14 protein-coding genes are annotated in these 14328 nt (G+C 47.1%); 7 read left to right on the top strand and 7 right to left on the bottom strand.

The features are described from left to right. Nucleotides 1–14: 14 nt before the first annotated feature. From G9F48_RS16620 to G9F48_RS16605, 4 genes are all read right to left on the bottom strand, one after another. Complete coding sequence (locus G9F48_RS16620) at nucleotides 15–737, bottom strand: gamma-glutamyl-gamma-aminobutyrate hydrolase family protein (protein WP_165409816.1); 723 nt, start codon at nucleotides 735–737, stop codon at nucleotides 15–17. A 138-nt stretch (nucleotides 738–875) separates the two neighbouring features. Further along, on the bottom strand, nucleotides 876–2504 hold the full coding sequence (abc-f, locus tag G9F48_RS16615) for a ribosomal protection-like ABC-F family protein (RefSeq protein ID WP_165409815.1): 1629 nt from the start codon (nucleotides 2502–2504) through the stop codon (nucleotides 876–878). Nucleotides 2505–2782: 278 nt separating this feature from the next. Then, complete coding sequence (locus G9F48_RS16610) at nucleotides 2783–3310, bottom strand: GNAT family N-acetyltransferase (protein WP_165409814.1); 528 nt, start codon at nucleotides 3308–3310, stop codon at nucleotides 2783–2785. Between the two features lie 118 nt (nucleotides 3311–3428). Then, entirely contained in the window at nucleotides 3429–4286 is an 858-nt protein-coding gene (locus G9F48_RS16605) for a YitT family protein (protein ID WP_003156057.1), read from the bottom strand. Between the two features lie 282 nt (nucleotides 4287–4568). On the opposite strand from G9F48_RS16605, the gene G9F48_RS16600 reads away from it, so the two are divergent. Both G9F48_RS16600 and G9F48_RS16595 read left to right on the top strand, forming a co-directional pair. After that, the gene (locus tag G9F48_RS16600) at nucleotides 4569–5702 is read left to right on the top strand and encodes a glycerol dehydrogenase (RefSeq protein ID WP_014304447.1); all 1134 of its coding nucleotides are present in this window, start codon (nucleotides 4569–4571) and stop codon (nucleotides 5700–5702) included. A gap of 145 nt (nucleotides 5703–5847) precedes the next feature. After that, nucleotides 5848–7059: a Bcr/CflA family efflux MFS transporter gene (locus G9F48_RS16595; RefSeq protein WP_025853711.1), complete on the top strand. Its 1212-nt coding sequence runs from the start codon at nucleotides 5848–5850 to the stop codon at nucleotides 7057–7059. Nucleotides 7060–7087: 28 nt separating this feature from the next. Here the strand turns inward: G9F48_RS16595 and fabF are convergent, their stop codons facing one another. Further along, the gene (gene fabF, locus G9F48_RS16590; RefSeq protein ID WP_064107233.1) at nucleotides 7088–8323 is read right to left on the bottom strand and encodes a beta-ketoacyl-ACP synthase II; all 1236 of its coding nucleotides are present in this window, start codon (nucleotides 8321–8323) and stop codon (nucleotides 7088–7090) included. A 108-nt stretch (nucleotides 8324–8431) separates the two neighbouring features. Here fabF and G9F48_RS16585 point away from each other — a divergent pair, with 108 nt between their 5' ends. Further along, the gene (locus G9F48_RS16585) at nucleotides 8432–9271 is read left to right on the top strand and encodes a helix-turn-helix transcriptional regulator (RefSeq protein WP_165409813.1); all 840 of its coding nucleotides are present in this window, start codon (nucleotides 8432–8434) and stop codon (nucleotides 9269–9271) included. A 41-nt stretch (nucleotides 9272–9312) separates the two neighbouring features. Here the strand turns inward: G9F48_RS16585 and G9F48_RS16580 are convergent, their stop codons facing one another. Together G9F48_RS16580 and G9F48_RS16575 are read right to left on the bottom strand one after the other, a co-directional pair. Then, nucleotides 9313–10056, bottom strand: coding sequence for a sulfite exporter TauE/SafE family protein (locus G9F48_RS16580; protein ID WP_044803008.1), 744 nt, complete (start codon nucleotides 10054–10056; stop codon nucleotides 9313–9315). Between the two features lie 158 nt (nucleotides 10057–10214). Then, complete coding sequence (locus G9F48_RS16575) at nucleotides 10215–10673, bottom strand: GNAT family N-acetyltransferase (protein WP_146283779.1); 459 nt, start codon at nucleotides 10671–10673, stop codon at nucleotides 10215–10217. A gap of 132 nt (nucleotides 10674–10805) precedes the next feature. Between G9F48_RS16575 and G9F48_RS16570 the strand changes: the two genes are divergently transcribed. From G9F48_RS16570 to G9F48_RS16555, 4 genes are all read left to right on the top strand, one after another. After that, nucleotides 10806–11627, top strand: a complete 822-nt coding sequence (locus G9F48_RS16570; protein ID WP_165409812.1) for a MerR family transcriptional regulator — start codon at nucleotides 10806–10808, stop codon at nucleotides 11625–11627. A gap of 215 nt (nucleotides 11628–11842) precedes the next feature. Further along, a complete protein-coding gene (locus G9F48_RS16565; RefSeq protein ID WP_060386776.1) occupies nucleotides 11843–12715 on the top strand; it encodes a DMT family transporter in 873 nt (290 codons plus the stop codon). Nucleotides 12716–12878: 163 nt separating this feature from the next. Next, complete coding sequence (locus tag G9F48_RS16560; protein WP_071392080.1) at nucleotides 12879–13496, top strand: NUDIX hydrolase; 618 nt, start codon at nucleotides 12879–12881, stop codon at nucleotides 13494–13496. A gap of 35 nt (nucleotides 13497–13531) precedes the next feature. Then, entirely contained in the window at nucleotides 13532–14314 is a 783-nt protein-coding gene (locus tag G9F48_RS16555; RefSeq protein WP_156735863.1) for a class I SAM-dependent methyltransferase, read from the top strand. Nucleotides 14315–14328 lie beyond the last annotated feature (14 nt).

Here is a 14328-nt window from a genome sequence, read left to right as displayed (position 1 = left end):
TGATCTGCTTTTTTTTATGTTCTGACCGCATTCATGAACAGAGAAAAAAGCTTTTTCATGTCTTCGTGCTTTTTTGTCAGCATTTCGGGATGCCATTGCACGCCGACGACAAATAATTCACCCGTCCGTTCAATCGCTTCAATGGACCCGTCTTTCGCATAAGCCGCGGCTTTAAACGAAGGCGCCGTCTCTTTTATGATCTGGTGATGGAATGAATTCACCCGCGCTGAATCGCCAAACAAGGAATGGAGACGTGTCCCTTTTTCAAAAGAAACATGATGGGTTTTTAACGGCGGATCTTTTTCTTGATCGTGCTTAATGTCAGCAAACGAAGCGTGTGTCAGGTCTTGATATAAAGTTCCCCCGTAAGTGACGTTTAACATATGCATCCCCCGGCAGATTGCCAGAATCGGCTTTTCTAAAGCAACCGCCGTGAGAATCAGCTCCTTCTCGTAGGCATCCCGATCAGGAAAGGTCTTTCTTAAAGCCTGTAAAGGTTCTTCGCCGTAAAACAGCGGGTCTATATCCTGGCCGCCGGACAGAATGATGCCGTCAACATGAGAGACCTGTTCCTTTACAAGCGCCGTCTCTTGAATCACCGGCAATATAAACGGCACACCGCCGGCCTCAGAAACAGACTGAATATAATCATTATTGACATATGCCCGATTATAACCCGGGAAAGGGCCTGATTGATCAGCCATAATGTTTCCCGTAATTCCGATGCGTTTGGCCATCCTGCGTTCACCTGAACCTTTCTTTCTGAACCTTCTCGTATAAATCTGAACGTAGGTTGTACAAATCAGTTTGAAATTATTCCTCATGGTACGTGAACTTTCCAAAACAAAACCCGTGACAATCACGGGTTTTTACATTCATTTCAATTTCTTGATTTCTTCCGTCAGCTCTTTGAATTTTTGATCGAGCTCACGATATTGTTTATCAGCCGGAGTCATGAAGCTGAGTTTTCCGAGGACTTCCTGCCGTTCGGTTTCAAGCTTTAATCGCAGTTCTTCAGCATCATCCCTGACGGAGGGAGATTCTTTCCATTGTTTTCGGACGCTGCCATTTGAGATATCAAGCCGGATGTCCGTCGTCTTTTCGAGAAAGTAACGATCATGAGATACGATGATGAGCGTTCCGTCGTATCGGGCCAAAGTGTCTTCAAGCTGCTCGCGTGACGGCAGATCAAGGTGGTTTGTCGGCTCATCCAGAATCAGCACATCTTTCTCCTCTAAAATAAACGCCATCAGTTTGCATTTGACCCGCTCTCCCATGCTCATCTTGCCGATGGGTTCCGTCCATTGCGCTGCGGTAAATCCTAAATGCTTCATGAGGGATTGCACATTGCCCCTAGCTTCGAACGTTTCTTTGTAAAAAAGCTGTTCGGGGGTTTTATCAAGCGGAAGGTCGAATACTTCCTGGGTTAAATATCCGACGTTTGCAGTCGGAGAAATCCATATGCCGCCCTGCGCTTTTTCCTGACCGAGGATGACCTTCAATAATGTTGTTTTCCCGCTGCCGTTCGGGCCTGTAATCGCGATCTTTTCACCGTGCATCACAGTGAAATTTACGTTTTTAAAAAGCGTTCGGCCGTCATATGACTTTGTGACATCACTTACTTCTAAAAAACGCTTTCCCGCTTTTTTGCGGTGCTCAATGGAAAAACGGACTTCATACTCCGCTTCAACCGGTTCTGCTTTCGCTTTTTCAAGCTCTTTTTCAAGACGCTTCTGCTTTGATTTAATCTGGGCGTCCGTGCGTTTTGCTTTTACGCGGTGGTATTCTTTAAAGCCTTCTATTTTCGTTGATTGGGCGTGGGCTTTTTTCGACCAGGCGCTCAGCTCGTTCATTTGAGCTTCAATCCGTCTGATCATATTTTGCTGATTCTCATATTCCCGCTGCTGTGTCAGCCTTCTCTGTTTGCGGACCTCCATATAGCTTGAATAATTCCCTTTATGTTCAATGAGTTTCTTTCCTTCGATGGCCCAGATTTTTGTCGCCGCTGCATCTATAAAAGCACGATCATGCGAAACGAAAATAATGGTGCCTTTGTAATTCTTGATCTGATTCAGCAGTATTTCTAAACTGTGCTGATCGAGGTGGTTCGTCGGCTCATCTAATAACAAAAGTCCGCTTGAGGAGGAGAAACCTTTGGCAAGACGGGCTTTCAATTTTTCTCCGCCGCTTAATTGCGAAAAGGCGCGTGCGGGCACGTTCCACTTTTCTAACAAGGCTGCCTCCGCAGGCTCCGTGTGGCCGGAATCATAAGCTTCCGTTTCTTGTTCCACCATATATATGTTCACATCTTGCATCATCTGGATCTGTCCTTGTGACGGCGCTTTTTGATTGCAGATCAATTGCAGCAATAAAGATTTGCCGGCGCCGTTTTTACCGATAACGCCGATGATGTCGCCTTGCTGAACACTCGCGCTGATCTGTTCAAAAAGGGGAACACTGTTGATTTCGTAACTGATGCCGCTTAACTTTAACATTTCTTTCATATGTCAATCCCTCGCTTTAAAGGGAGGACAAAAAAATCCTCCCAATTGATTTGGAAGGATTAGCCGTACCTGTGCATGATCAAATAAGCTATTTTTACATAGCTTTCTCGTATCGTATAGAAAATGGGCAGACTAATCCTATTTTTTCTGATTTGAAATATTTGATTTCAAACGGTCAAAATAAGATTAGTTAATCATTGTCCACCCATCATCCCTTCGTATTTGTTACGAACAGTGTAGCACATACTTATCTGTAAAAGCAAAGGGTATAAGCCTTTTTATTCCAGATTGGAGGCTTCCCACTCTTCTTCTAAAACGGCATAATAATATTCATCCCACCATTCATTATCATGGGGGATGCATTTTTTAAAAAAGCCTTCCCGCCTCATCCCGATCTTTTCCATCACCCGGTGCGAAGCCATGTTTTCCGGCTGACATGTCGCAATGATCCGGTGTAATTTCATCTTGTTAAACCCGAATGCCAGCACGGCGCGCGCCGCCTCTGAAGCATATCCTTTGCCCTGGTATTCCGGGTGAAACACCCAGCCGATTTCATACGTATGATCGCCAAAATACTGAAAAAAAACAATGTGGCCAATGACCGTTTTCTCATCCTTCAATAAAACGGGAAACTTCCCGGCATGTTCACCGCTGTTTTCAGTAACGAATTTCCTGGCATCTTCTTCGGTAAAGACACCCTCTGGTATATATTTCATGACACTCGGATTTGAGGCGTACGCATAGACATCCTGCCAATCTTCCGGTTCAAAAGTCCGAATGACAAGCCTTTCAGTTTTGATATTCATTTTTTTATGTTCCTCCATCAAAAAAGGTTTCATTTACTACTTCGATTGAAAGATGTAAAAAACCTTTGAGCGGGGAAGAGCCGGATAAAAAAAGCCTGCAGCTATACACTGCAGGCGGTTATTTTTCATTTGCGGCGGCGGGCAGGTTTGTAAACCCAAATTGCCCTCCGACAGCTTCTTTTACTTCATGAATAACGATAAATGATTTCGGATCAATTTTTTGAACATGTTTTTTGATTTTCAGCAATTCATTCTTTTTAATGACAACATAGATAATGCGCTTGTCTTTGCTGCCGTAATACCCGTATCCGTAAAAAATCGTCGCCGCGTTGCCGTACTCGGAGGTGATGGCTTTGGCGATTTCTTCGTATTGGTCAGACATAATGGTGAGGGCTTTTTTATTATGGAAACCCTCAATGACAATATCGACGATTTTGGCGCACAGATAAACGAATATAAACGTATACAGCATATGATTGATTCCGATCGCTAAAACGGATGCGAAAATGATGACACAATCCATATAAAACATGCTTTTGGAGATGTTAAAGCCCTTTGTGTAATTCAATAAATACGCCAAAAGCGTGGTCCCGCCGGTAGATCCGTCAGCGATAAAGATCAATGCCAGCCCCGCTCCCATCAGCAGAGCGCCGAATACGATCCCGAGCACCATGTCGTGCACGCCGAATGGAATAAAGCTGACGATGCTGAGAAAAACAGAAGTCATTCCCGTACCGAGTATCGTGTATAAAATCGTTTTTTTTGTTAAAAATTTATAAGCCAACCCGATAAAAATCAAATTTACAACCAGAGTCGTAATACTTGCAGGTATATGGAAAAGATAATATAAAACGAGAGCGATTCCCACGGTGCTGCCGTCCCCTAAATGATTCGGGATGACGAAAAATTCCACGGACGCCGCGATAAGAAAGGCTCCGGCCATAATCATCAGTATATCCTTGCAAATGTTCTTCATATGCAAACCTCCTCCGCAGTCAAAAATATATAAAAAACAAAAACGCCTCAAAAATTATCCAGCAGAACTAAATAATTTTTAAGACGAATCATTCACAATCTCGTTTGTTCATTCAGTAAAGAATGATCAGCTTCAATATCGAAGATTATATAGACACCTTCACATCTTGTCAATGCCGTGAAAATTGATTTTTCTGCAGTGTATATGAGGTTTGAATCAAATCAAAACGAGGAATGATATCAGAAGAGTTTTCATTTCTGCTCTATCAATAAGAGAAATGTAATGAGAGACAACGAAGAAGGGATGATGACATTGGAACGAATTTTTATCAGTCCGGCCAAATACGTGCAGGGAAAAAACGCCATTGAAACAATCGGCGGACATCTGGAGGGCGTTGGTGAAAAAGCCGTCGTCATCGCGGACAAAACCGTATGGGATATCGCGGGCCATAAAGTGACGGCTGAATTAAAGAAAAGCAATATTTCTTCTGAAGAAGCGGTTTTCAACGGCGAAGCCTCCCAGGAAGAAATGAAAAGAATTGCCGGCATCGCAGAAAAAGCAGGGGCGACTATTGTCATCGGAGTCGGCGGTGGTAAAACGCTTGATACGGCCAAAGCCGTATCAGATGAAATAAACGGCTACACCGTTATCGTGCCGACGGCCGCTTCAACGGATGCTCCGACAAGCGGGCTGTCTGTCGTGTATTCTGAACAAGGTGCGTTCGAAAACTATCGTTTTTATCATAAGAATCCTGACTTGGTTCTGGTCGATACGAAAATCGTCGCGGAAGCTCCGCCGCGCTTTTTAGCGTCAGGGATTGCCGATGCGATGGCGACGTGGATAGAGGCGCGCAGTGTCATCGCCAATGGCGGTAAAACGATGGCAGGCGGAATTCCGACAATCGCCGGAGAGGCTATCGCGGAAAAATGTGAAGCGGTATTATTCAAATACGGCCGTCTCGCTTATGAGTCTGTGAAAGCGAAAGCCGTTACGCCCGCATTGGAAGCGGTGGTTGAAGCCAATACACTTCTGAGCGGACTGGGATTTGAAAGCGGCGGCTTAGCTGCGGCACATGCCATTCATAACGGATTTACCGCGCTTGAAGGTGAAATCCATCACTTGACTCATGGTGAAAAAGTGGCATTCGGCACGCTTGTTCAATTGGCGCTGGAAAAACGTTCGCTTGAGGAAATTGAGCGGTATATCGCGTTTTATATCAGCTTAGGGCTGCCTGTCACACTTGAAGACATCAAATTGAAAGACGCATCTAAAGAGGACATTATGAAAGTGGCAGAAGCCGCGACGATTGAAGAAGAAACGATTCATGCCGCTTTTGACGTGACGGCTGACGACGTGGCGGATGCCATTATAGCGGCTGATCAATACGCAAAAGCATTTAAAGAAAAACACGCGTAAAACCTTTTACCGCGTGATCCGGGACCAAGGGCTGTTACAGCCCTTGGTTTTTTTATGCCCTTTGAAAACTTTTAAAAATAAAGAAAAAATTATGATACAATAAACAAATGTTTTGAGAGATTGACAAAGGAAAGGTGGGAACGATATGCTGCATAATCCGACCGGTAAGGAGCGGCTTGCGCTGGCTTTTCTACTCGGAATGCTTGCGATACTGGGGCCGCTCAATATAGATATGTATCTGCCGAGCTTCCCTGAAATCGCCGAAGATTTAAGCGCCCGCGCTTCGCTTGTCCAGCTCAGTTTAACCGCTTGTCTGATCGGACTGACAATCGGACAGGTTGTTGTCGGCCCGTTAAGTGACGCGAAGGGAAGAAGAAAACCGTTATTGCTATGTATTTTTTTATTTGCTTTGTTTTCTCTGTTTTGCGCGCTTGCACCGAACATTTCAACACTGGTGATTGCCCGTTTTCTTCAAGGATTCACCGCTTCGGCAGGACTCGTTTTATCCCGGGCAATCGTCAGAGATGTGTTTACGGGAAGAGAGCTTTCTAAATTTTTCTCGCTGCTGATGGTCATTACCGCCGTCGCGCCGATGGTGGCGCCGATGACGGGAGGCGCGATTTTATTGCTTCCGTTTGCATCATGGCATACGATTTTTCTCTTTTTAACGTTTATCGGGTTTTTGCTTGTTCTCATCATTGCGCTCAAGCTGACAGAAACCCTGCCGCCGGAAAAGCGGATTCCGAGCTCCATCGGAAATTCCGTGCGGACAATGGGAAGCCTGCTGAAGGATCGGTCATTTATCGGCTATGCGCTGACGGTCGGTTTTATTCACGGCGGGAGCTTTGCGTATGTCTCCGGAACGCCTTTCGTGTATCAGGATATTTACGGAGTATCGCCTCAGGTATTCAGTGTTTTATTCGGCATAAACGGTCTGGCGATCATTACCGGAAGCTTTATCATCGGCCGTTTCGGCGGGATTATTCACGAAAAAAGCCTGCTGAGAATCGGCGTGATTACAGCGATGACGGCGACTGCCGTTCTGCTCGTCATGACGATCATTCACGGGCCGCTGGCGGCACTGGTGATTTCCATTTTTATTTATATGATTACGATCGGCATGACGCTGACAAGCACCTTTACATTGGCGATGGAAAAGCAGGGACACCGCGCGGGAAGCGCAAGCGCACTGCTCGGCATGCTTCCGCTTCTTCTCGGTTCCATCGTGTCGCCGCTTGTGGGGATGAATGAAGCGACGGCCGTGCCGATGGGGGCAATTATGTTCACGACATCCGTTATCGGTTCCATCGCTTTTTTCGCCTTAACAACAAAACCGGAGAAAGCAAAAAAGGAGTGAAATGATTCACTCCTTTTTTTGATGCCCGCTATTCATATTTCTTCAGCACGATCGCCGAATTATGTCCGCCAAAGCCGAATGAGTTGGAAAGGCCGATCGTTAACGATTGATGGCGGGGCCCGTCTGTCACATAGTCCAAATCACATGCCGAATCAGGGTGCTGCAGATTGATCGTCGGCGGGATGATGCCGTGTCTCAGGCTTTCTGTCAGAGCGATGGCTTCAACGCCGCCTGCCGCGCCAAGCATGTGGCCGAGCATTGATTTGTTGGCCGTAACCGGAATGTCATACGCAAGCTCCCCGAATAATGTCTTGATGGCCAATGTTTCAGAAAGATCTCCGGCTTTTGTGCTTGTCGCATGGGCGCTTACGACATCAATGTCTTTCGCTGAAACGTTCGCCTTTTTCAAAGCGTTTTTCATCGCCAGGTATGCGCCCGTCCCTTCCGGATGGGAGGCCACCATATGATACGCGTCAGAGCTTGCGCCGTAGCCGAGCACCTCACAAAGGATCGGGGCATTTCTGCCGATTGCGCTATCCAATGATTCCAATACTAAGATGCCTGCGCCTTCACTCATGACAAACCCATCGCGATCCGCGTCAAACGGCCGGCTTGCCGCGGCGGGGTCTTCGTTTCTCGCTGACAGCGCGTGGGCATTGCCGAAGCTGGCTAATGACAAATTCGTAATCGCCGCTTCCGCTCCCCCGGCAAACATGATATCTGCGTCATCATTCCGAATGGCGTTGAATGCTTCCCCGATCGACGTATTGCCGATGGAACACGCGGTGACGGGCGAAAGTGAGGGGCCGAGCGCGCCTAATCTGATGCTGATTTGAGCGGCGGCCGCGTTTGAGATCATCATGGGGACAAGGCTCGGGCTCACTTTTCGCGCTCCCCGTTCATTTAAAGTATGAACGTTATCAATCAAAGTCGTGATGCCGCCGATTCCCGAGCCGACGTACACGCCGAGGCGTTCACGGTCAATCTGATCGAGCTGAATCCCGGAGCTTTCAAGCGCCTGTTCCGCTGCCGCTAAAGCAAACTGGCTGAAACGGTCAAGCCGCCTCGCTTCTTTTCTGCCCCATCTTTCTTCTGCGTCAAAATCACGGACGGTGCCGGCTATTTTTGTCTTGGAGCCGGAGACATCAAACGAATCGATGAGAGAGATTCCCGATGTTCCTTCCGTCAGGTGTTTCCAAAATGTATGCACATCATTGCCGAGAGGTGAAATCACTCCCATTCCGGTGATCACAACTCTTTTCATGGTCATTCCTCCTTCGGTATGTATTTATTGTAACTTGCAATTATCCTATTACAAGTTGTTGATTATCCTAGTATAATGAATACCAGGGTAAGAGAGGAGAGATTCGGTATGATACCAGAAGGAAGATTGCAGGCGCTCTCAGAGTTTTTAAAAATGCAGCGGGCCAAAATTTCTCCGCAGATGGCCGGGCTGCCGATGGGCACACGGAGAAGAACGCCCGGACTCCGAAGAGAAGAGGTCGCGCAATTAGCCGGCGTAAGCACCACGTGGTATACGTGGCTGGAGCAGGGCAGAGACATTAAAGTGTCCGCAGCCGTGTTGGACGCGGTTTCCGATGCGCTGCAGCTCAATAAAGATGAGAGAAATTATTTATACGCGCTTGCCATTGAGGAGGGCGTGAAGCAGCCGTTTACCGCGGAGGAAGAAGCGGTTATCAGCCCGTCGCTTTCAAAAATCCTGCAGGAGCTCCGTTATTGTCCCACCATTATCTCGGACAGGCGGTGTCATATCGTAGGATGGAATCAGGCCGCGGCTCACGTGTTTTTAGATTTTGAACAAATTCCTCCTGAAAAACGGAATCTCATAGAGCTATTGTTTTCCAGAAAAGAATTAAGAAGTTTAGCCGTGAACTGGGAGCACTTTGTGAAAGGATTCATCGCCATTTTCAGAACGTATTACGGCCAGTATGTAGCTGATACGTGGTATTCTCAGTTTATAGAAGAAATGGAGAAAACGTATTCGGAATTTCATACGCTGTGGAATGAGAGCGAAGTCAGCTCGGCACCCGAAGTATTAATTGAGTTCCGCCATGCGAAGGCGGGAAAAATGGTCTTTAACCTGACTTCATTTCAGGTTCAGGGCAACAGTGATCTGCGCTGCAGTGTGTATACGCCGGTAGATCATACCGAAACGGAAGCAAAGCTGAAAAAGCTCTTCGAAAACAGGTGAAGAACAGAAAAAAACGGGAGGCCGCCGCCTCCCGTTTCAGTTTAAAATAAAAGCATCAAACCGGCGATGGCCGGTGTTAAAAAGATGGCTGATTTCAGAATAACTTTCGGCACGAGGTTGGTGAATTTCGCTCCGACATATGCGCCGCACATCGTTCCGATCAGCACTTTGACCAACAGCATATAATCGACAAATCCTTCCGTCACATAACCGAGTCCTCCGCCGACCGCAAGCGGGATAATGACAAGCATGGTGGTGCCGACCGACTGGCGGATGGATAAGCGCAAAAGAATCATTAAGCCGATTTGGATAAAAGGGGCAGAGCCGATACCGAACGTTCCGGACAAGATTCCTGCGATGATACCGAGTACAACGGCTTTCACCCATATGTTCAGGTTGCTTTGCCGTCCGGAATCTTCTTGTGTTTCTTTTACAATAAATAACCGGACTAAAATAAGCAGAGCAGATAAAAACAGCATGCCGGCCGTCAAGTAATGCAGCAAATCTGCGGGGATAAGGGAAGTAAGCCTTGCCCCGAAAAACGAACCGAATGCCGCAAAAACGCCGACGATGAGGCCGATCTTCATCTGAATATTGCCTTCACGGTAGTGGCTGAAAGCCCCCGATAAACTTGTGAAAGCCATTCCGGCGAGGGAGGTGCCCAAAGCCGTATGAATCGGTACGTGAAACAGTATAGTTAAAAGTGCAATGACAAAACCGGCTCCCCCCGCGCCGATAAACCCGAGAATAATCCCGAGAAGAAACATAACGAGTATAATAAGCACAATCTTCTCCTCCATTTAGATGCCTGATCACCATGTTCAGATCCGCTTTATCAGGTTTTTAACAATCGACCGTAGTCCGTCGACCGTCGTCCAATATCTTTATGTTACCTCAAATTTAAGGGATTGGCAAGAAGACGAATCGCTTTTATACAGAGGGTTTACAGCTCTTTCACCATCACTTTTTCTCCGTTTGAGTCCAGCTCTCCATTGAATAAGAAGCCGAATTTTTGATAAAGCCGCAATGCGTGCACGTTATCTTCAAACAGGCTTAAATAAATCCGTCTGCAATCATATATTCGAACGAGATGGCGGATAAGGGCATCAAGCAACAGCCTGCCCAATCCACGTCCCTGATAACGTTCATCAATAAAAAAACGGTCAAGCCACACTCTGCCGTTTTCATTTTCCTCATCATATTCCGGAAACCATCCGTACATGGCAAAGCCGACCAATACCCCGTTAACATAAAGACCGGCCGGCTGATAATGCCGGTAATCCTCAGCATCTTGTAAGCACTCTTCCGCGGTTTCAATAAATGAAGTCTGGCTTTCCTTTACATGAAGCGCCAGTATATCGGCACGGTTCTCTTCCGTGACTGCTCTGATTTCAATCGTCATACTTGATACTCCTCTTCCGCTTTTTTCTGAGACGGTAAAGCTTTCATTGCGTAAGCCATTTGTGAATCAGCCTTCTCTCGGATACAATGATCATCATAAAGGATATGGTTACCGTATAGTCAAGGAGGCATTATGAGCGAAGACGTCAGAAAATACTTCACAACGGGTGAATTTGCAAAACTGTGCCACGTAAAAAAACAAACCCTGTTCCATTATGACGAGATCGGCCTGCTTTCTCCGGAAATCAAAAAAGCGAACGGATACAGATACTATTCCTATCATCAATTCGAACTGTTCCAGGTCATCGGTCTGTTTAAGGAGGTCGGCGTGCCCTTGAAGCAGATCAAACCGCTCTTAACAGACAAAACCCCCGAAGGTATCATCACGCTTTTAAAAGAGAAATCTTCAGAAATCGAGAGCAAAATCAAAAAGCTGAAGCACCTGCAAAGAATGATTCAGACAAAGGTGAAGCTGACCGAACAAGCCTTGGAGACAGACTTTTCCTCCGTCTCATTGCAGCGATTAGATGAAGAGACACTTATGATAGGACGACCCGTACTCCATTTGCCAGAACGGCAATACACTGCCGCCATTTCCGAATTGATCCGCTATATGCGGGTACATGAACTCGATCAGGGGCATCCGGTCGGCGGACTGTTTGCGCGGGAGCAGATTCTGAAAAAAGAATTCTACAACTACACCCATTTTTATATGAAGACAGAAGAAGGCATAGAGAATAGAGACCTCCATATCAAGCCGAAAGGGCTTTATGCCGTCGGGTACCAAATAGGGGATGAAGCGGAATCGGCGTACCGCAGCATCATGCAGTTTATTGAAGAGTATGGGCTGGAAATGGGCGATTATGCATATGAAGAATATATGCTTGATGAGGTTGTGGCGGACGGGTTTGACAATCAGATCACAAGAATCCAGCTGCAAGTCCGCAATCGATAAAGCCGATGACGCCGTTCGTTTACGTCTTCTGACAAACCTTGTATAATGAGAAAAATCAGATTGCAATTGAGGTGAAAAACGATATGTTTCTAGCGCCCTTATTTGAACATGATGTACCGGCAGCACTTCTCCGCCCTTAATGGAGGAAAGTGACTGAGCTTCTCTCCGTTAGGGCATATGACGTGACCTAATATGATAACGGAGGGTGCATCAAATTGAAAAATACATTGTTCGGTTCGATTTATTTGGCATTGGCCGCCAGTATCTGGGGCGGTATGTATGTCGTCGTAAAAGTAGTGGTAGCGGTCATTCCGCCGCTTGAACTGGTATGGCTGAGATATGCGGTGGCGCTTCTTTCGCTTTTGATTCTCAGTTTATTTTCACGCCAATCCTGGAAAGTTCATAAACGTGATTTATTACTGATCGCTGCGATCGGATTGATCGGCAACACGATTTCGATCGTCACGCAGGAAATCGGCACGAAATTATCAACCGCGCAGATGGGTGCGATTATTACAGCATCCACTCCCGCATTTATGGTTGTATTTGCCCGGTTGATTTTAAAAGAACGGTTAACGCTGAAAAAAGGAATATCGACAGGGCTGGCGACGATCGGAGTATTGCTCATTGTGGGGAACGGAGATCTCGATATGTCGAGCCAGCTCGGCGGTCTCTCGCTTCTGGCTGCGGCGCTGACATGGGCTTTGATGTCCGTGCTGATGAAACGGGTTCCCGGCCATTACTCACCGCTTGTCGTCACAACGTATTCCATTTGCGTCGCATTTGTCATCCTGACCCCGTTTACAGCGGGCCCGCTTCGGGAGATTCCTTTGTCTCAGCTTGCCCGGCCTGAGATATGGGGCGGACTTTTATATCTGGGTGTGATCTCAACCGCCTGCGCGTTCATGCTTTGGAATCGCGGATTGCAATTGCTGAATGCGGCAAGCGGCGGTCTGTTTTTCTTCTTTCAGCCGCTTTCCGGGACATTGCTCGGCTGGCTGCTGCTGGGAGAGTCGATCGGTGGAACCTTCTGGATCGGCGCGGCCCTTATTGTTTCAGGCGTCGTTCTCGTCATGAAAGAAAAATAGAAAATGAAAAAAAGCCATTCAGCAAATGAATGGCTTTTTTCTGATTTTCCGGCAGGATTCGCTCCGCCATACACAGAAAACAAGGAGCAGAAACGGATCATGGGCACCGGTACTCTCAAGGTGCAATTCGGGGGTTCGTCAATTAACATAAGGCGGTGAAAAAATGGAGCCAAAATGGCTTGAATGGGCAAAACAGCTTCAATCCGCGGCGCAAGCGGGGCTGGCTTATTCCAAAGACATATATGATATTGAGAGATTTGAAGAAATAAGAAAAATAAGCGTGGATATCATGGCGCATCATACCGGCATCGACAAAAGGATCATCAAAGACGTATTCGCCGGTGACACGGGCTATCCCACTCCGAAAGTTGATATCAGAGCGGCAGTTTTTAAAGATCAGAGCATATTAATGGTAAGAGAGAAAAGCGACGGCAGATGGGCGCTGCCGGGCGGGTGGGCTGATATCGGGATTTCACCGGGCGAGACCGCTGTCAAAGAAGTAAAGGAGGAGTCGGGAATCGACGTAAAGCCCGTTAAACTGTTAGCTGTAATGGATAAGAAATGCCATTCCCATCCGCCGTCCGCCGCCCACGTTTACAAAGTGTTTATCAAATGCGAGATCATCGGCGGCCGGCTCAGGGAGGGAACGGAAACAAGCGCGGCCGGCTTTTTTGCGGAAACGGAACTGCCGCCGCTATCTGCCGCCCGCAATACGGTAAGTCAGATTGAAAAGATGTTTGCATATCTCAAACATCCGGATGAACCCGTTTATTTTGATTAAGGCAGCAAGCAGGAAGAAAAGGGGGCCCAAGTATAATGGAGGATTCAATTAAACAGCAGGCGCAGCGGCAATTTGCCAAAAACGCCGCGAAATATGTGACTAGCCCCGGACACGCCGCAGGAGAGGATTTGGCGTATCTCATTTCAGCTTCCGGTGCCGAAAAGCATATGGACGTGCTGGATATCGCGACGGGAGGCGGACATACGGCTAACGCTCTCGCTCCTCTCGTACGCTCTGTTATCGCATATGACCTCACGGAAGAAATGTTAGCAGCCGCTGAAGCATTTATAACCGGAAACGGATGGACGAACGTGTCATTCGAAAAAGGCGATGCTGAAAAGATGCCGTTTTCCGATGCTGCTTTCGATATCGTCACATGCAGAATCGCGGCGCATCATTTTCCCGATGTCAGAGCCTTTGTTCATGAAGCGTTTCGGGTTGTCAAACCGGGCGGCAGACTGCTTCTCATTGACAATACCGCACCTGAAAAGAATGAATATGACCATTTTTATAATGACATTGAAAAGAAACGGGATCAGAGCCACTTTCGGGCGTGGAAAAAAACAGAATGGCTTCGTTTTCTGGAGACAGCCGGCTTCCGGATGGAATCCGCTGTCTGCTTTTTGAAACCATTTCAATTTACCGTCTGGTGTGAACGGGCAGGCCTGACTGAAGAGAAAGCCGCATTACTGGAAAAACAGATGCTGGATGCTCCTCGTGATATACAGCGGTTTTTTTCTGTAGAAAAGGATCAATCAGGCCGTATTGCGGGCTTCACAGGTGAATCGGCCTGTTTCTGCGCGCTCCGTCCCGTCTGAGACGAAAAAACCGC

The organism is Bacillus sp. EKM420B (assembly GCF_011065565.1).
GTDB lineage: Bacteria > Bacillota > Bacilli > Bacillales > Bacillaceae > Bacillus > Bacillus velezensis.
This window is presented reverse-complemented; position numbering and strand designations above follow the sequence as displayed.